General features: G+C 68.1%; 14 protein-coding genes and 1 riboswitch. Of the genes, 10 read left to right on the top strand and 4 right to left on the bottom strand.

The genetic code is table 11. The features are described 5' to 3' along the window. Positions 1-77: 77 nt before the first annotated feature. The 3 genes from ACWGCN_RS21245 (at position 78) to ACWGCN_RS21235 (ending at position 1,883) form a co-directional block, all read left to right on the top strand. A complete protein-coding gene (locus ACWGCN_RS21245; RefSeq protein ID WP_452459081.1) occupies positions 78-554 on the top strand; it encodes a YbaK/EbsC family protein in 477 nt (158 codons plus the stop codon). Between the two features lie 173 nt (positions 555-727). Further along, the gene (locus tag ACWGCN_RS21240) at positions 728-1,195 is read left to right on the top strand and encodes a flavin reductase family protein (RefSeq protein ID WP_378638843.1); all 468 of its coding nucleotides are present in this window, start codon (positions 728-730) and stop codon (positions 1,193-1,195) included. Between the two features lie 52 nt (positions 1,196-1,247). After that, positions 1,248-1,883 (top strand): Uma2 family endonuclease, encoded by a 636-nt coding sequence (locus tag ACWGCN_RS21235; RefSeq protein WP_452459082.1) that lies wholly within the window; start codon positions 1,248-1,250, stop codon positions 1,881-1,883. Between the two features lie 29 nt (positions 1,884-1,912). Here the strand turns inward: ACWGCN_RS21235 and ACWGCN_RS21230 are convergent, their stop codons facing one another. Both ACWGCN_RS21230 and ACWGCN_RS21225 read right to left on the bottom strand, forming a co-directional pair. Beyond that, positions 1,913-2,467, bottom strand: coding sequence for an excalibur calcium-binding domain-containing protein (locus ACWGCN_RS21230; RefSeq protein ID WP_452459083.1), 555 nt, complete (start codon positions 2,465-2,467; stop codon positions 1,913-1,915). Positions 2,468-2,676: 209 nt separating this feature from the next. Beyond that, a complete protein-coding gene (locus ACWGCN_RS21225) occupies positions 2,677-3,993 on the bottom strand; it encodes an aminotransferase class V-fold PLP-dependent enzyme (RefSeq protein WP_452459084.1) in 1,317 nt (438 codons plus the stop codon). A gap of 41 nt (positions 3,994-4,034) precedes the next feature. Further along, positions 4,035-4,149, bottom strand: a riboswitch (SAM riboswitch). A gap of 172 nt (positions 4,150-4,321) precedes the next feature. Between ACWGCN_RS21225 and ACWGCN_RS21220 the strand changes: the two genes are divergently transcribed. From ACWGCN_RS21220 to ACWGCN_RS21190, 7 genes are all read left to right on the top strand, one after another. Continuing rightward, positions 4,322-5,026, top strand: coding sequence for a class I SAM-dependent DNA methyltransferase (locus tag ACWGCN_RS21220; protein ID WP_452459085.1), 705 nt, complete (start codon positions 4,322-4,324; stop codon positions 5,024-5,026). A gap of 237 nt (positions 5,027-5,263) precedes the next feature. Further along, positions 5,264-6,394 (top strand): AAA family ATPase, encoded by a 1,131-nt coding sequence (locus ACWGCN_RS21215; RefSeq protein WP_449970219.1) that lies wholly within the window; start codon positions 5,264-5,266, stop codon positions 6,392-6,394. Positions 6,395-6,418: 24 nt separating this feature from the next. Then, positions 6,419-8,614: a S8 family peptidase gene (locus ACWGCN_RS21210; RefSeq protein ID WP_452459086.1), complete on the top strand. Its 2,196-nt coding sequence runs from the start codon at positions 6,419-6,421 to the stop codon at positions 8,612-8,614. Next, complete coding sequence (locus tag ACWGCN_RS21205; protein ID WP_449970213.1) at positions 8,607-9,863, top strand: hypothetical protein; 1,257 nt, start codon at positions 8,607-8,609, stop codon at positions 9,861-9,863. Before ACWGCN_RS21210 ends, ACWGCN_RS21205 begins: the two co-directional genes overlap by 8 nt. A gap of 110 nt (positions 9,864-9,973) precedes the next feature. Beyond that, the gene (locus ACWGCN_RS21200) at positions 9,974-10,408 is read left to right on the top strand and encodes a MarR family winged helix-turn-helix transcriptional regulator (protein ID WP_378996442.1); all 435 of its coding nucleotides are present in this window, start codon (positions 9,974-9,976) and stop codon (positions 10,406-10,408) included. A 156-nt stretch (positions 10,409-10,564) separates the two neighbouring features. Next, positions 10,565-14,473 (top strand): Pls/PosA family non-ribosomal peptide synthetase, encoded by a 3,909-nt coding sequence (locus tag ACWGCN_RS21195; RefSeq protein ID WP_452459087.1) that lies wholly within the window; start codon positions 10,565-10,567, stop codon positions 14,471-14,473. Beyond that, entirely contained in the window at positions 14,473-15,828 is a 1,356-nt protein-coding gene (locus ACWGCN_RS21190) for a M1 family metallopeptidase (protein ID WP_378996437.1), read from the top strand. Before ACWGCN_RS21195 ends, ACWGCN_RS21190 begins: the two co-directional genes overlap by 1 nt. Here ACWGCN_RS21190 and ACWGCN_RS21185 read toward each other — a convergent pair. Together ACWGCN_RS21185 and ACWGCN_RS21180 are read right to left on the bottom strand one after the other, a co-directional pair. Next, a complete protein-coding gene (locus ACWGCN_RS21185) occupies positions 15,813-15,998 on the bottom strand; it encodes a hypothetical protein (RefSeq protein ID WP_378996435.1) in 186 nt (61 codons plus the stop codon). The two genes, ACWGCN_RS21190 and ACWGCN_RS21185, sit on opposite strands and share 16 nt — an antisense overlap. A gap of 38 nt (positions 15,999-16,036) precedes the next feature. Next, the gene (locus ACWGCN_RS21180) at positions 16,037-16,501 is read right to left on the bottom strand and encodes a DUF2752 domain-containing protein (protein WP_378996433.1); all 465 of its coding nucleotides are present in this window, start codon (positions 16,499-16,501) and stop codon (positions 16,037-16,039) included. Positions 16,502-16,669: the final 168 nt, after the last annotated feature.

Genomic DNA, 16,669 nt, shown 5'->3' with positions numbered 1-16,669 from the left:
CGCAGCGGCCGGGTTCGCGTTCGCCAGAACTCCAAGTAACACAGCATATTTCCCGCAATCGACCTACTCTGGATGACATGCGCAGGTCGTCATTGCCGCCGGTCGCATGCCGGGTCGCGGAAACTCTCATCGCCCGCGGGCACCACGGCGTCATCGTCTGCCCCGAGACGCCGGCTCCCACCGCGGCCGACGCCGCCCGCGCCATGGGCGCCCAGCCCACCGCGATCCTCACCGCCCAGGTCTTCCTCCTCGACGACGACCCCGTCCTGATCCTGGTGGCCGACCATCACCACGTGGACCTCGCCCGCACCGGCAAACGCCTCGAGGGCACCCTCACCCCCGCCCCCACCGCCCTGGCCGAACGCATCACCGGCCAGCCCGTCGACGGCACGGCCCCCCTCGGCCACCCCACCAACCTCCCCACCTGGGTGGACACCGCCCTCGCCGCCCACCCCGAAGTCTGGGCAGCGGGCGGCCACCCGAACACCGTGTTCCGCACCAACTTCCGCGAAATCATCCGTATCACCGCGGGTCTGCCGATTGATATCGACTGAATTCGGCTTCCCATCCCGACCGTGTGAGTTGGATCAAACGGACACAGCGACCGTGAGGACGCGCGCCGAACGGGCGTAAGTTGGGGGCGGTGGGCGATGTGCAACCTTCTGAGACCGGACTGGTCGTTCCCGATGATCTGAGCGGGATTACGGCTGAGCAGTATCGGGCCTCTATGCGGCACTATCCGGCCGGCGTCACGGTGGTGACGCTCGGAGCCGAGAGTGGACCGGTGGGGTTCACGGCCACCTCGTTCGCTTCCCTGTCGCTGGAACCGCCGCTGGTGTCGTTCAACATCGCGCACACCTCATCGAGCATCGACGCGTTGCGAGCCGCGGACTCGGTGGTGATCCATTTCCTGGGCGAACACCAACAACACCTGGCCCACCGCTTCTCTCGGACCGCCGCCGACCGCTTCACCGACCGCGCCCTCTGGACCACCCTCGACACCGGCGAACCGGTCCTGCACGGCACCCCCATCTGGCTGCGCACCACCCTCCACAAACTCATCGACCTCGGCGACCACACCCTCGCCGTAGGCCTGGTCACCCGAGTCCACGACCAAACCGAAGAGTCCCCCTCCGCAGCCCCGTTGCTCTACTACAACGGCAAATACCACCGCCCCACCGCCCTCGACACCTGATCAGAGCGTCTGTGTAGGCCGGTGACCCACCTGCCACAGCTAGGTTGGTCCGATGAGCGAGGAATACGACTGGTCGTGGTTGCGCGCCGGTGTTCCGAGAATCGACCTGGACACGTATTTGGCGATGCCGGAAGACCTCGCTCGGGTAATCGAGGTCAAAGACGGCCTGCTGGTGCATCGCGACTCACCTTCGCCGAATCACATCGCCAGCGCCGACGTGATCAAACAGTCCCTGCGGGAAGCGATCCGGAAACGCGCCACCGGGCAGCCCTGCCTGAAGGCCAGCGGCGAACTGGACATGCTGGTCTCGGAGGTTCCCTTCAACTTCCGCCGCCCCGACGCCATTGTGTACCGCTGCATCGAAGACCCCCGCGACAAGTGGAAAACCAAGCCGACAGCAGGCGACACCCTGCTGGTCGTCGAAGTGGTATCACCGGCGACGGTTACCGCCGATTGTGTGGATAAACGAGCGGAATACGCCCGCCTGGGAATCGAGCAGTACTGGATCGTCCGCATGGAGAACAACGACGGCCGCGTGAAGTCCATCGAGATCCTTCGTCTCAATACCGCAGGCGTCTACATCTCCACCGAAACCCGCTTCCGCGCGCACAATCCCCTCGCGATCGCCATCACTGATCCGCTCGACGTCACCATCACCTGGGACGCCCTCGACGCGGACCTCGACTGATGCCTGGCAGCCTCGGCATCTGATCGGCGCTATTCGCAGGCCACGCCGTCGCCGTCTCGGTCCAGGCCGGAGCGGTAGCCGGGATCGCCCGTGCGCAGCGGGGCTGCGCCGGCGGCTCTGGCAGCGGCGCAGTTCTTGTAGTAGGCGCTGGCGGGCGCGGGCGTTTCGGGCTCCGGGACGGCTGCCACCCGCGGGGCGGGGAGGTCGACGGTGGTGGTCGGCCCGGGGACGATGACCGGCGGTGGAGCCGGCGCCGCGATCGTGGTGGTGGGTGCAGTGGTGGTGGGTGCGATGGGTGCCGGCGGGAGATCGATCGTGGTGGTCGGGGCGGCGGACGTCGTGGTGGTCGGGGCGGCGGTGGTCGTCGACGGCTTGGCCGTGGTCGATGATGCGACGACGCGGGTGGTCGAGGTGGGTGATGTCCGCGCGGCCGGTGAGGGGTTGTCGTCACTGAGACCGGCGACGACCGAGAGACCGAGCACGCCGGCGACTCCGATCCCGGCCAGCAACGGCCAACGCCGCTTCTTTTCGGGTCGGCGGGGCGGACGAGCCCACGGGTCGGGCGGCTGAATCGGTCGAGTCACGGTGTCCCCTTTGATTGTCGGGCAATCTCGGGGGCTTCATCGCGACGGGTTCGACAGGCGTTACCCAGCTGGGAGGCAGTCCAAACCTGGAATTTCCGAGAAGCGGTCCGTCGGGTTCTCGGACGGATACCACTCGACGGAAAACGAATATCGGCCGCCGAGAGCAGGTCTCGACGGCCGACGTTCGGCGAATCTCGCCTGTGACGAGTTCAGCCGATCAGGCAGGGGGCGGCGCCTGCGGGGGAAGAGGCGCTGAGGGGACGGGTTTCGGGGGTCGGGTTCCAGTGCCCGTCGGTGGCGGCGTAATTCCAGGCGGGGCCTTGGCTGACCAGGGTGGCTACCGCACTGATCAAGCGGTCTACATCGGCGGCGGTGGTGCCGAGGCCGATGCTGGCTCGGAGGGCGGCGTCGAGGCCGAGGCTCGCGAGGAGGGGGTGCGCGCAGAAGCGGCCGTCGCGCACGCCGATGGCGTGTTCGGCGGAGAGGTACGCGGCGACTTTGCCAGGGGCGACATCGGCGATCGTGAAGGCGACGATGCCCACACAGTCGGGACTGTCGGACCAGATACTGACCAGGTCGACGCCGGGGATCGCGGACAGGCCGTCACGCAGCCGGTCGGCCAGAAAGCGCTCGTGCGCGACGAGTTCGGTGGGATCGATGGCGGCCAGCGCATCGCAGGCAGCGGCAATAGCGGCCGCGCCGAGGACGTTCGGCGAACCGGCTTCGTGCCGCTGCGGCGCGCACGCCCATTCGACCTCTGTCACACCGACATTGCGCACCGCACCACCACCGGCCAGGTAGGGCTCACCCTCGTCCAGCCAGTCGCGCCGGCCGACGAGCACACCCGAACCGAACGGCGCGTACAGCTTGTGCCCGGAGAAGGCGAGGTAGTCGATCCCGGTTTCGCGCAGGGAGATCCGGCGATGCGGAGCCAGCTGCGCGGCGTCGACGAGGATGCGCGCACCACAGAGGTGGGCGATGGTCGCGAGCCGTTCCAGCGGCAGCACCTCACCGGTGACGTTGGACGCGCCGGTCACCGCGAGCAGCGCGGCAGGCTTGCTGCACAGCTCGGCGACGACACGCTGAATCGTCTCCTCGACCGTGGCGGCGGCCCGCACGACGCGACGACCGTGCTTCGCCCACGGCAGGAAGTTGGCGTGGTGCTCGATATCGAGTACCACGGTCTCCCCCGGCACGCACCCGGCCAGCAGGTTCAGCGAATCGGTGGTGTTGCGCGTGAACACCACGACCTGGTCGTCGTCGGCGTCGAGGAACCGGGCAACGGACCCCCGCGAGGCCTCGTAGCACTCGGTGGAGATCCGCGAGGCGTATCCCGCGCCCCGGTGCACGCTGGCGTAGAACGGCAGCAACTGCGAAATCCGGTCGGTGACCTGCTTCAACGCAGGCGCACTCGCCGCGTAGTCGAAGTTGGCGTAGGAGCTGGTACCGCCCTGAACGAGCGGAACCTGCAGGTCGGCACCGGAAACGGCGGCGATGGCACAGGTGGGGTCGATTACAGCAGTCATGACGAAATCCCGTCGGCTCAGGGACCCGCTCCTGAAGAGGTGGCCCGCGCTTGCCGCGCCCAATTCGGACGTCAGCCTGGTCGTCACCCGGAGCACCCCACCGCGGAGGAGGGTTGCCGACCAGCAAGCCGGGGCTGAACGCTGGTACTCGTGACCTGCAACGAGAGTGACAGACGACCACCGGACCTGTCAACCACCGATCGCCGGCGCGCTCGGAGCCGACCCCGGCCACGCACGAGATCTCCCGGTTCGGCGCGGCGGTCGGAGCGTCGCGACCGCAGCGGGAAATCGGTTGTCCACGTGCGCTTTCCTTTGCGACACTCCGGTGATGCCTGCCTTCGCCGATTTCGACCGACGCCACTACCCCACCGTCGATGTCGCCACCGGCTACGACGGCTGGGCCGACACCTACGAGCGCACCGTGATGGACGAGATGGACTCGGCGCTGCTGGATCGGCTTCGCCGCCCGGATTGGGCGGGCGTGCGCCAGGCGGTCGACCTGGGTTGCGGGACGGGGCGAACCGGCGCGTGGTTGCGCAGCCGCAGTAGCGCCGAGATCGACGGCGTCGATCTGAGCGCGGGCATGCTGGCCCGTGCCCGCGTACGCGGTGTACATCGCACACTCACCAAAGCCGACGTGTGTGCTACCGAATTGCCCAGCAGCACTTATGATCTCGTGATCTCCTCACTGATCGACGAACATCTGCCGGACCTGCGCCCGTTCTACACAGAGGCCGCGCGGCTGGCTGTCCCAGGAGCCACGTTCGCCCACGTCAGCTACCACCCACAGTTCATGATGGTCACCGGAATGCCGACGCACTACACCCCGGCTGGGGGCGATCCGATCGCGATCAGCACCCACCTGCACCTGCTGAGCGAGCACATCGCCGCGGGCACCGACGCGGGCTGGGTCCTCACCGAAGCGGCCGAGGCCCTGGTGGACGACGCTTGGCTCGCGGCGAAACCCAAGTGGGCCGACCTGCGCGGCCACCCGTTCACCATGGCGCTGGTCTGGACGCTCGGCGTCGCATAGGCACCGCGCCGCACGCTTCGAGGCACGCCCGACGCGAAGGGAATCGCCCATGAGGGGGCGTGGCGGAACTAGCATCCGACGAAGGGAATCGCTGCGCTGAGTGCTCGGCAGATCAATGTGGCGCTGCGGGTGGGGTCCGATGTCAAACCGGTACACAAGGGGTGAACTTTGCCCGTGATGGACGCCGTACGATCGAGTGAAGCGAAAATAGTCCACGTAGTTGATCGGAAGAAGACCATGTCACACGCCTTGAGCTCCACTTCGGCGGACGTGAGCGCCGATCTACCCGACGAATTCGTCCACCTGGCCAGGTTGGCGCTCGCCGGGCGCGAGCAGGACGTCGCAATGTTCGTGCGCCGCGCCGCGCGCCGCCACCGGCATGCCAGTCCCGAACTGGCCGATGCGCTGATCGCGCTGCTGCGCCAGAACCCCACGCGCGCCAATCCCCTACGCGCGGAAGTGGATACGCCGATTCCGGTCGACGGCGACAGCCGGCTGCCGCTGCTGCGGGTGATCCCGCCCGGCTCCACCGCCGAAGTGCCGATCCTGGCCGCCGAAACCTATGACGTGCTCACCCAGATCGTCGACGAACGCAGGCAGGCCGACCGGCTGGCCGCCGCCGATCTGACTCCGGCCGGCAGCTTGCTGTTCGTCGGTCCGCCCGGTGTCGGCAAGACGATGGCCGCGGCCTGGCTGGCCCACCAACTGTCGCTGCCGCTGGTGGTCCTGGACTTGGCGACCATCATGAGCAGCCTGCTCGGCAAGACCGGCACCAACCTGCGCCATGCCATCGACTACGCCAAGCAGCGGCCGTGCGTTCTGCTGCTCGACGAGCTCGACGCCATCGCCAAGCGTCGCGACGACGATCGCGACGTGGGCGAGTTGAAGCGACTGGTGACGGTGCTGCTCCAGCAGATCGACGACTGGCCGACCGGCGGGGGCCTGGTCATCGGCGCGACCAACCACGCCGATCTGCTGGATCCGGCCGTGTGGCGGCGCTTCGATGTGAGCGTGGAGTTCGCGCTGCCCGAGGCCGAGCAACGCTGCGAGGCGATTCGCCGATTCGCCGGGCAGCCACTGCCCGACGGCGCGGTGGACGCGGTCGCGCTGGCGTCGAAGGGCTTGTCGTTCAACGATATCGAGCGCGCGATGTTGCGATTGCGCAGGCGTTGCGTGCTCGAGGACCAGCTACTGCCCGGGCTGATGGCCGAGCATTCCGCGCGACTGGCAGCTGAACTTCCCAAAACGGATCGGTTACGGCTGGCACAGACGCTGACGGGCGTGTCAGGCTTGTCTCAGCGCCAGATCAGCGCGCTGACGGGGGTGTCGCGCGACACCATTCGTGGTTTCACGCATCGACGGGAATAACGTGGCAGCTGGGGGGATTCACCGGTGGCGGGACCGCGATTTCTGATCGGCTTCGGTGAGCGACTCACCGCGCCCATCTCCCCCAGCAGATCGGGCGGCTCGCCGCAGTCCCCGTACACGGTGGCGCAGGCGCGAGCCCGACTCGCGCCGATGCTCAGCGCGGCCACCTCGAGTGCGGACGCGTTGCCGAAGACGGCCTGCCCGGAGGACGAGACGGTCACGGCGGTCACTCTGCATCCGCAGTACCTGTCCAAAAGTGGTTATCCCACACGACTTCTCACATCGATGCAGTTGGATCCACTGGGCAGCAGGCCGGTGGCGATCGCGCCGGAGCACGGCCGACCACGGGCGAGCACCCTGCTGTTCCTGGCGACGACCCGCGTCAATCTGCAGTTGCTCACCGCGCGGATCAATGCCGATACACCGCTGGGCGGCGCCGAGATCGGAATCGTCAGCCTGGCGGAATTCCGGCTCAACAACGCCGCCGACAGGCTCAGACTCACAGCGCAACCGCGCGATTCGGAGACCGTCGCCGAATTGGTGCTGCACTCCGATCGCGACATCGCCCTGCAGGGTCTGCTCGACTTCTCCCGCGATCTCGATCTCGACGTGGCCATCGACCGCCGACTCGACAACGGTGGTCTGGCCTTCGTCCCCGTCACCGGAACCCATGCCGCCATCGCCGCGCTCGCCGGCTACTCCTTCACCAGGGTGATCCGCCGCATGCCGCGCATGCGCACCCAGCTCGGGCGCGACACCACCACCAGGACAGCGCTGTCGACGTTCCGCCCGGCCTTGCCGACGGCCGAGCCGACCGACCGGGAACTCACCATCGCGGTCTTCGACGGTGGGATCCCCGCACGCACTCCGCTGACCCGCTGGGTCGACGCCCACACCTTCGCCGACAGCGCCGCGCCGCAGCGCACCTATCTCGACCACGGCCACCGCGTCACCTCGGCGCTGCTGTTCGGCAGCGTGGACCCCGTCCAGCCGGTCCCGGTCCCCTACGGCTACATCGACCACTATCAGGTGCTCGACGAGGACACCGACGACGACCAGTGCGAGCTGTACTCGGCCATCGAGCGCATCGATACCGTGCTGCGCCAACGCAAATACGAGTTCGTCAATGTCAGCATCGGGCCCGAACTCCCCATCGAGGACGACGAAGTGCACGCCTGGACCGCGTTCTGGGACGACTACCTCAGCGACGGCACCACGCTGGCCACCATCGCGGTCGGCAACAACGGCGAGGCCGACAAGCCGAGTGGCAATGCGCGCGTGCAGGTTCCGGCCGACAGCGTCAACGCGCTCGCGGTCGGTTCGTCGGATCGGGTGGGAGCGCAATGGAATCGCGCGCCGTACTCCGCGATCGGGCCGGGCCGCTCCCCCGGCACCGTGAAGCCCGACCTGCTCGCCTTCGGCGGCAGCGATCACGAACCGTTCCACGTCGTCGAACCGGACGGCACCGCTGTTCCCGACTCCGGCACCAGCTTCGCCGCCCCGATGGCCCTGCGCGCCGCACTGGGCGCCCGCACCCTGTTCGGCCCGAAACTCGGTGCGCTAGACCTGAAGGCCCTGCTCGTGCACACTGCCGAAAGACGCACCAGTTCACCGGATTCCGACTCAGGACACGGCCGTATCGCCGCCACCCTGGCCGACATGGTTCTGTGCGGCGACGGCGAAGCCAGAGTTCTCTATCAGGGTGAGCTCACCCCCGCGAAATACCTGCGCGCCCGGATTCCGCTCCCCGCAGCGCTTCCCGCCGGGATGGTCCGCATTCGGGCGACCCTGGTCTTCGCTACCCCGGTCGACCCCGCCGACCCGGGCAGCTACACCCGCAGCGGCCTCGATGTCACGTTCCGTCCGCATGACGAGCGGTTCGCCGAACCGACCAGAATCCACCCGGATTCGGCTCCGTTCTTCCGCGCGACCGAACTCGACCCCGAGGCCGTGCTGCGCCGTGACTCCCACAAGTGGGACACCGTCTTGCACGCCGAGCGGAGCAAGCGCGTCAACAGCCTGCGCAACCCGGTCTTCGACATCCACCACACCGCCAGGGAATCGGGCCATCCCACCGTCAACGCACAGCCGATCCGCTACTCGATGGTGATCACCGTGCGCCACGCCAAGGTCGACGACCTGTACGAGCGGGTGCTCAGCACCTATGTCACCCAGCTCGAAGCGCTCCGCCCGGCGATCGAGATCCCACTCGATGTCTGAGTTCCCAGCGGAGATCTTCGTCGACCCGATCGCGGCGCGGCGGCTGAGTTGTCAGAGCGTATACCGGCTGCAGCACCTGGGCGCGCGGCTGTTTCCGTGGCAGGAGGAGACGTTCACCGAGATCCTGCTCGGCCATCTCACCGGGGTCGACTACCGCATCGACGCGCCGTGCCCCGATTGCGTGCCGCCGCGGCGGTGCACGTCGTGGGGGTCGGCGACGCAGGCGACGGGATCGGGTGGCCTCCGGCTGCTGACGCGACCGGAGGAGGGCGGTAACCGTGCCCGTGGCAGGCGTGGAGTCGGTGCGGATTTCATCTACAGCGTGCAGGACCCTTCAGGTGCCAGCGAAGTGCGGTTACTCATCCAGGCCAAGCGGGCCAGACAGGGTGAACCGATCAAATCGGCTGCTCTGCCTTCCGCGCAGCGAGCCGATCTGCAGGACGCCGCAGCGCATTTCGGCGCCACCGCGTACTACCTGTTCTACGCCGAGTCCGAGTCGGCGCACGTCGGTCACCTCACCCGCTGCGCCGAGCACACCAGCCCCTCGGATACCTCGATCGTGATCGTCCCCGCACAGGTCCTCACCCGCGCGTTCGACGAGGACAAGCGGGGTTCGATCGCGGCGGACCTCGTCTTCGCGCTCGGCCGCACCCTGCTGTGCCTGGACGGTTGCGCCCCCGCACCGGGCCTGTCGGCGTTCGACCGCGTCCTCGGCTTCGTCCGCGAGGACAATCCCGGCTACCAGCCCGTGGACCCGGCAACGCGACTGCCCGGCACGCCCGCCGTCACCGTCGTCGGCACCCGCGCCAAACCGCCCCGGCGGCCGCCGTCACGCCGCGTGACCCGCGCGGGGCACCAGGTCGGCGACGGCGAGATCCTGTGGGTCGACCTGAGCGCCGCCGACCGTTGGGCACAGGCGGGCAGCTCCTCGCACATCACGGAGCCCAGCTGGTACGACGGCGTCGACGCGGACCGATTGCGCGAGCGAACCAGCAAGTACTGGCGACTCGCGCTGCACCGGGCTGTCGCGGTGCGGTACGTCGCAGCCTGGGCCGACGGTGAGGTTCGCGCGGTCTACCGCGTCCTCGACGATTCCCTGGTCATCCACCATGACCACGGCGGCAAGATCTCGTTCGACCTCGCCGATCTCGATCCCGCATCGAGCATCCACGCTCAGGTCCGGCGCCGCGCCGAGACCTATCAGTCCGGGCGCTCGCCACGCGCACGCAACGTGGTCGGTTACCCCTGACCGATTGCCCCCGAGTTGCCTGATCACACCCAGTTTCCAACCATCTACGCACCCCATGATGGACACCCAAGATGATTGGGCACCTCCACTATTTGCTAGAGTTCCCTCTCATGTCCACGAACACGAACTCCGTCCGCGGCCTTCCGCGCTACCCGGTGTACGCGCTCGGACGGCTCACCAAGGCGCTGCACGCCGAGATCGGCGTCCCGTTGCGCGATCACTGGGTGCTCACCTTCATCGAGGAAAACGCCGACCTGACGCAGAAGAAGGTGGGCGACGCGCTCGGTATCGACCGCAGTGAAGTCGTCCGCCTGATCGACGCGCTGGAACGCGCCGACCTGGTAGAGCGCACCCGCGACGGCAAGGATCGCCGCAAATACCGGCTGCGGATCACCGAGGCCGGGCGCAAGCAGTGCAAACGCACCGACAAGCTGATCGCCGAGGCCACCGCCCGCGTGCTGAGCGGCCTGGATGAAGACGAACAGCGGACGCTGCACCGGCTGGCGGTCACCGCCCTCGGCGAATTGCCGGAATCACCGTCGTGAACAGCGCCGACGGCACGCCTTTCGCTGCCGTCCGGCAACACCCGCACCGAGTACCGTTGGCATCTGGTGACCATCCTGTTTGCCCTCCGGTAACCCGCTCATGAAACAACAGACACCACCGATGGGGGTCAACCGATGAGAGGTGGACTGAGCACGATGCTCGAGCCACACACTGAGGTACCGGCGGTCCTGCGCGACCCGCTGTTGCGCGCGGATCTCGCCGCGCCGCCGCGCACCCTGGTCGACATCCTGACCAGCACCGCCCTCGCACACCCGGACGCACCGGCCATCGACGACGGCACCGTCGTGCTCAGCTACATGGAACTGATCGCCACGATCGAGGCCAGGATGGCCGAGCTCACCGAGGCGGGCGTGCGACCGGGCGACCGGGTCGGCGTGCGGATGCCCTCGGGCTCCGCCGCGCTGTACGTGACGATTCTGGCCGTGCTCTACTGCGGCGCCGCCTACGTGCCCGTCGACGCCGACGACCCGCAGGAGCGAGCCAGGCTCGTCTTCGGCGAGGCGAGAGTGAGCGCGATCGCCACCGGCGACGGCATCGAGTCGGCCACCACGGCCACCGGCGACCACGACTGGAACACCCTGCCCACCCCCGCCGACGACGCGTGGATCATTTTCACCTCCGGCTCCACCGGCACCCCGAAAGGGGTTGCGGTAACCCATCGCAATGCCGCCGCCTTCGTCGACGCCGAGGCCCGGCTCTTCCTGCGAAAGGCCCCGATCGGCCCCGGCGACCGGGTCCTGGCCGGCCTGTCGGTGGCCTTCGACGCCTCCTGCGAGGAAATGTGGCTGGCCTGGCGCAACGGCGCCTGCCTGGTTCCGGCGCCGCGCGATCTGGTGCGCACCGGCGCCGACCTCGGCCCATGGCTGATGCGCCGCGAGATCAGCATCGTCTCCACGGTGCCGACGCTGGCCGCGACCTGGCCTGCCCAGGCGCTGGAATCGGTGCGACTGCTGATCTTCGGCGGCGAAGCGGTACCTCCGGAGCTGGCCGAACGGCTGACCGGCGCCGACCGCGAAGTGTGGAACACCTACGGGCCCACCGAGGCGACCGTGGTCGCCTGTGCCGCGCTGCTCACCGGCGAGATGCCCGTCCGGATCGGCCTGCCGCTCGACGGCTGGGACCTCACCGTCGTCGACCCGCAAGGCAACCCGGTAGGCGAAGGCGAAACCGGCGAACTCGTGATCGGTGGCGTCGGACTGGCCCGCTACCTCGATCCGGCCAAGGACGCCGAGAAGTACGCGCCGCTGCCCTCCCTCGGGTGGGAACGCGCTTATCGCAGTGGGGATCTGGTCCGCAACGATCGCGAGGGCCTGATCTTCCTCGGCCGCGCCGACGACCAGATCAAGATCGGTGGCCGCCGCATCGAACTCGGCGAGCTCGACAACGCGCTCCAGCATCTGCCGGGTGTCAGCGGCGCGGCCGCCGCGATCCGAACCACCAAGGCCGGCAACAAGATTCTCGTCGGCTACCTCACCGGCGCCGGTCCTGATTTCGACGTGAAGAAGGCCAGAGAGATTCTGGCCGAACAACTTCCGGCTCCGCTGGTGCCGCGACTGGCTGTCGTCGCCGACCTGCCGACCCGCACCTCCGGCAAGGTCGACCGCGACGCACTGCCATGGCCGCTGCCGTCGACCGACGAACCCGAGACCGGACTGTCCGGCACCGCGGCGTGGGTGGCGAACCTGTGGGACGCGATCCTCGGCACCCAGCCCACCGATCTCGACGCGGAATTCTTCGATCTCGGCGGCGGCTCACTGTCGGCGGCGCAGCTCGTCGGCGCGTTGCGTGAGCGGTACCCGCACGTCACCGTCGCCGATCTCTACGACCACCCGCGGCTCGGTTCGCTGGTCGAACTGCTCGACGGCAGCGCACCGGTCGCGGCCGTCGACGTGCGCGTCGTGCAGCCGACGCCGCTGCGCGCCCAGATCGCCCAGGTGCTGGCCACGGTCCCGCTGACCACCCTCACCGGGTTGCAGTGGGTCACGTGGCTGACCGTGGTCTCGGGCATCGCGGGCTGGTCGGGCTCGCTGCCGTGGCTGCCACGCCTGTCCTGGTGGTGGATTCTGCTGGCGTTCGTACTGTTCATCTCGCCGATCGGCCGCATGACGATCTGCGTGGCGGGCGCCCGAATTCTGCTCGCCGGACTTCGGCCCGGGTCCTACCCCCGCGGCTCGGCCGTGCACCTGCGTCTATGGGCCGCCGTACGCCTGTCCGAGGCCAGTGGCGCCGAAAGCCTGTCCGGCGCACCGCTGATGGTTCCGTTCGCTCGCGCGCTCGGCGCCAAGATCGGCAAGGGCGTCGACCTGCACAGCCTGCCGCCGGTCACCGGCATGCTCGAACTCGGCGACGGCGCCAGCGTCGAACCCGAGGTCGACCTGTCCGGCTACTGGGTCGACGGCGACATCGTGCACATCGGCGGTATCACCATCGGTGACGGCGCGGTGATCGGCGCCCGCTCGATCCTGCTGCCCGGCACCAAGATCGGCAAGAAGGCCGAGATCGCCCCGGGCTCCGCCGTCTCGGGCAAGGTCAAGGGCGAACAGGAATGGGCGGGTTCGCCCGCCACCAAGACCGGGAAGGCACCGCGCCGCTGGCCCGACCACTCCCCGGAACGCGCCAGGCACTGGCTGGTCGTGTTCGGCCTGTCGTCGATGGTGCTGGCCGCGATGCCCGTGTTCGGCCTCGCCGTCGGCGGCACCTTCATCGCGTGGTGGGTCCGCGAGGAGACCACGATCAGCGCCGCCGCCCTGCACGGTTTCGCCATCCTGCCGCTCGCCACGCTGCTCAGTCTCGGCGTGTACGCCGTGGCGACCGTGCTCGCGGTGCGGCTGCTCAGCATCGGTCTGCGCGAGGGCTACCACCCCGTGCGCAGCCGGACCGGCTGGCAGGTGTGGGCCACCGAACGCCTGCTCGATTCCGCCCGCACGTTCCTGTTCCCGCTGTACGCCAGCCTGCTCACCCCCGTCTGGCTGCGCCTGCTCGGCGCGAAGATCGGCAAGAACGTCGAAGCGTCGACCGTGCTGATGCTGCCCAAGTTCACCGTGATCTCCGACGGTGCGTTCCTGGCCGACGACACCATGATCGGTAGCTACGAACTCGGTGGCGGCTGGCTGCGCATCGGCGAATCCAAGGTCGGCAAGCGCGCCTTCCTCGGCAATTCGGGGATGACCGCGCCCGGTCGGCGCGTGCCCAAGAACGGTCTGGTCGCGGTGCTCTCGGCCGCGCCGAACAAGGCCAAGGCAGGCTCGTCCTGGCTGGGCAGCCCGCCGGTGCGGCTTCGTCGCGCGACCGAATCCAGCGACACCTCGCGCACGTTCGATCCGCCGCTGCGGCTCAAGCTGGCCCGTGCCTTCGTGGAGACCTGCCGGTTGATCCCGGTGATGGTGACCTTCGCCATCGGTCTCGGCGTGCTGCTCGTGCTGGCGTTGATCGCTCAGCACACCGATTACCTTGTCGCGGCTCTTGTCTCAGGTCTGGTACTGATGGCCGCGGGCGCTGTCGCCGGTGCCATCGCGGTGGCCGCCAAGTGGTTGATCGTCGGGCGGATTCGCGCGGTGGAGTACCCGCTGTGGAGCTCGTTCGTGTGGCGCAACGAGGTCTCCGACGCCTTCGTCGAGACCGTCGCGGCGCCGTGGTTCGCGCGGGCCGCCACGGGTACTCCCGTCATGAATCTGTGGCTTCGCGGACTCGGTGCCAAGATCGGCCGCGGGGTATGGTGCGAGTCCTACTGGCTACCGGAGGCGGACCTGGTGACACTCGGTGACGGCGCGACCGTGGAGCGCGGCTGCGTGGTGCAGACACACCTGTTCCACGACCGCATCATGTCCATGGACACCGTGACACTCGACGCGGGCGCCACCCTCGGCCCGCACTGCGTCGCCCTGCCCGCCGCCCACATCGGTGCCGGCGCCACCATCGGCCCGGCGTCGCTCGTCATGCGCGGCGACGTGGTTCCGCCGTCGACTCGCTGGTGGGGCAATCCCATCGCGCACTGGACCGATCCCGCCTCGACGCGGGAGTCGAGGCAGCGCGGAGCCGCCTGATGCGGAGCAAGTTCTACGAGGACCCCATCGACGCGTACCTGCCGCAGAACGGCAATCGCGGCTACCGCGTGTCCCGCTACGAGCTGGAGCTGAGCTACCGGCCCGCCAGCAACCGGCTCGCCGGGCGTGCGGTGATCATCGCGGTCACCACTGCGGTGCGGCCGTGGTTCACCCTCGACATGTCGCAGGCATTGATGGTGTCGAAGGTTCTCGTCAACGGATCGAAGGCGGTGAAATTCGTCCATCAGCAGGGCAAGCTCGCGCTCACGCCGCAGCAGAAGATCCCCGCCGGTGGCGTTCTCGAGATCACCGTCCACTACTCGGGCACCCCCAAGCCGGTGCGCGGCCCGTGGGGCGAGGTCGGCTGGGAAGAGCTCACCGAGGGCGCGCTGGTGGCGAGCCAGCCCAACGGCGCCGCGTCCTGGTTCCCGTGCGACGACCACCCGAGTTCCAAAGCCTCCTACCGGATTTCGATCACCACCGACAGCCCGTTCTACGCGCTGGCCAACGGCACCCTGGTCGGTAAGCAGGCCAAGGCCAGCCAGACCACCTGGGTGTACGAGATGGCCGAGCCGATGGCGAGCTATCTGGCGACGATCCAGATCGGCAACTACCGCAAGTACCGGGTCGGCGCCGTCGGTGAACCCGTACCGATGCACGCGGTCATCCCGCCACGGTTACGGGCGAGCTTCGAACACGACTTCGCGCGTCAGCCCGAGATGATGGCCCTGTTCACCGAGCGGTTCGGACCGTACCCGTTCGACGACTACTCCGTGGTCGTCACCGACGACGAGCTCGACATTCCGATCGAGGCGCAGGGCATTTCGATCTTCGGTGCCAACCATTGCGATGGCAAGCGCGGTGCGGAACGTCTTGTCGCACACGAACTCGCGCATCAATGGTTCGGCAACAGCCTCACGCTGAAGCGGTGGCAGGACATCTGGCTGCACGAAGGTTTCGCCTGTTACGCGGAATGGATCTGGTCCGAAGCGTCCGGTGGACCGACCGCCGATCAGCTGGCGCGGGCGGCGCGCGCGAACCTGGCGCGTCAGCCGCAGGACATCATCGTCGGCGATCCCGGACCCAAGGACATGTTCGACGACCGGGTCTACAAGCGCGGGGCGCTCACCCTGCACGCGCTGCGGCTGGAACTACGCGACCATCTGTTCTTCGAGCTGATTCGCGAATGGACCGCGCGCTTCTTGCATTCCTCTATTACAACGGAGGAGTTCGTCGACCTGGCCGGTCATTACAGCGTGGCGCCGTTGCGTGGGTTGTTCGCGATCTGGCTCGGGACCAAGCCGCTGCCGCAACTACCGCCGCTGGGCGGGCAGGCGCATCAGAACACCAGATAGCGCTGGGCCAATTCCTCGATGAGCGGATCGTCGGCCTGCACCATCTCCAGCGCCTCGAGATCGTCGGCGACCGAGATGGTCCTGGCGTCGTCCTGCTCGGGGTCGGGTCCGTCCTGGGCGAGCTGACGCTGCAACTTCCGCCGGACTCTGTCTTTCAGTGAATCGCCCATATCTCCAGGGTGCCCGGTAATCAGCTCGCGAACCAGCGTCAGACGGGGGTGAGCCACGTTCCCCATGGCGTGTTGCGGAGCACGGTATAGAGGGCGAGCAGGCCGAAGAAAGACCACACGGTCACCGCGCTGAGCCCGGGCACGCGCCACCGCTGTCCGCGACGAGCGCGCAGGATCCAGTCGATGACGAAGACCGCGAAGGCCACGGTCAGCGGCAGGGCCAGCAGATTGCTGTGCAGCGAGTCGACGATGTTGCCGTCGGTGAGGTTGTGCATCGCGCGCATGCCGCCGCACCCGGGGCAGTACACCCCGAACAGCGCGTACACCGGGCACAGCCCGTAGGAACCCTCGATGTGGGGGTCACGGAAATGCAGCAGGGCCAGCGTGCCGACGCCGAGACCGGCGGCGAGCAGCGGTGGCGTCATCCGCTGCCAGGTCGAGCGCGCGGTACCCCGGTTCGGGTCCGCGCCGGAAAACTCGGCCGTGACGTGCGTTTTGTCCACTCCAATACGGTAGCGGCGGCCGTCCGCCGCCGCCAGCGCGACCGATGCCCGATCGTGCCCATCCGGTGTAATTTTTCGCTGATTTCAGGCGATTTCACAATGTCAGCACGCTCGGTGACCCAGTTCACAACAAGTGGGACACTGTGACCCGCTAACACTAGCTAGCAC

The organism is Nocardia sp. NPDC055050 (genome assembly GCF_053608345.1).
The sequence above is the reverse complement of the archived record's forward strand: the minus strand, read 5'-3'. Positions and strand labels throughout refer to the sequence as shown.

Coding starts and splice junctions, on each gene's coding strand:
- ACWGCN_RS21215 (WP_449970219.1), top strand. CDS start 5,264: ATGTCACACGCCTTGAGCTCCACTTCGGCGGACGTGAGCGCCGATCTA.
- ACWGCN_RS21190 (WP_378996437.1), top strand. CDS start 14,473: ATGCGGAGCAAGTTCTACGAGGACCCCATCGACGCGTACCTGCCGCAG.
- ACWGCN_RS21185 (WP_378996435.1), bottom strand. CDS start 15,998: ATGGGCGATTCACTGAAAGACAGAGTCCGGCGGAAGTTGCAGCGTCAG.
- ACWGCN_RS21235 (WP_452459082.1), top strand. CDS start 1,248: ATGAGCGAGGAATACGACTGGTCGTGGTTGCGCGCCGGTGTTCCGAGA.
- ACWGCN_RS21240 (WP_378638843.1), top strand. CDS start 728: ATGCGGCACTATCCGGCCGGCGTCACGGTGGTGACGCTCGGAGCCGAG.
- ACWGCN_RS21225 (WP_452459084.1), bottom strand. CDS start 3,993: ATGACTGCTGTAATCGACCCCACCTGTGCCATCGCCGCCGTTTCCGGT.
- ACWGCN_RS21220 (WP_452459085.1), top strand. CDS start 4,322: ATGCCTGCCTTCGCCGATTTCGACCGACGCCACTACCCCACCGTCGAT.
- ACWGCN_RS21245 (WP_452459081.1), top strand. CDS start 78: ATGCGCAGGTCGTCATTGCCGCCGGTCGCATGCCGGGTCGCGGAAACT.
- ACWGCN_RS21205 (WP_449970213.1), top strand. CDS start 8,607: ATGTCTGAGTTCCCAGCGGAGATCTTCGTCGACCCGATCGCGGCGCGG.
- ACWGCN_RS21195 (WP_452459087.1), top strand. CDS start 10,565: ATGCTCGAGCCACACACTGAGGTACCGGCGGTCCTGCGCGACCCGCTG.
- ACWGCN_RS21200 (WP_378996442.1), top strand. CDS start 9,974: ATGTCCACGAACACGAACTCCGTCCGCGGCCTTCCGCGCTACCCGGTG.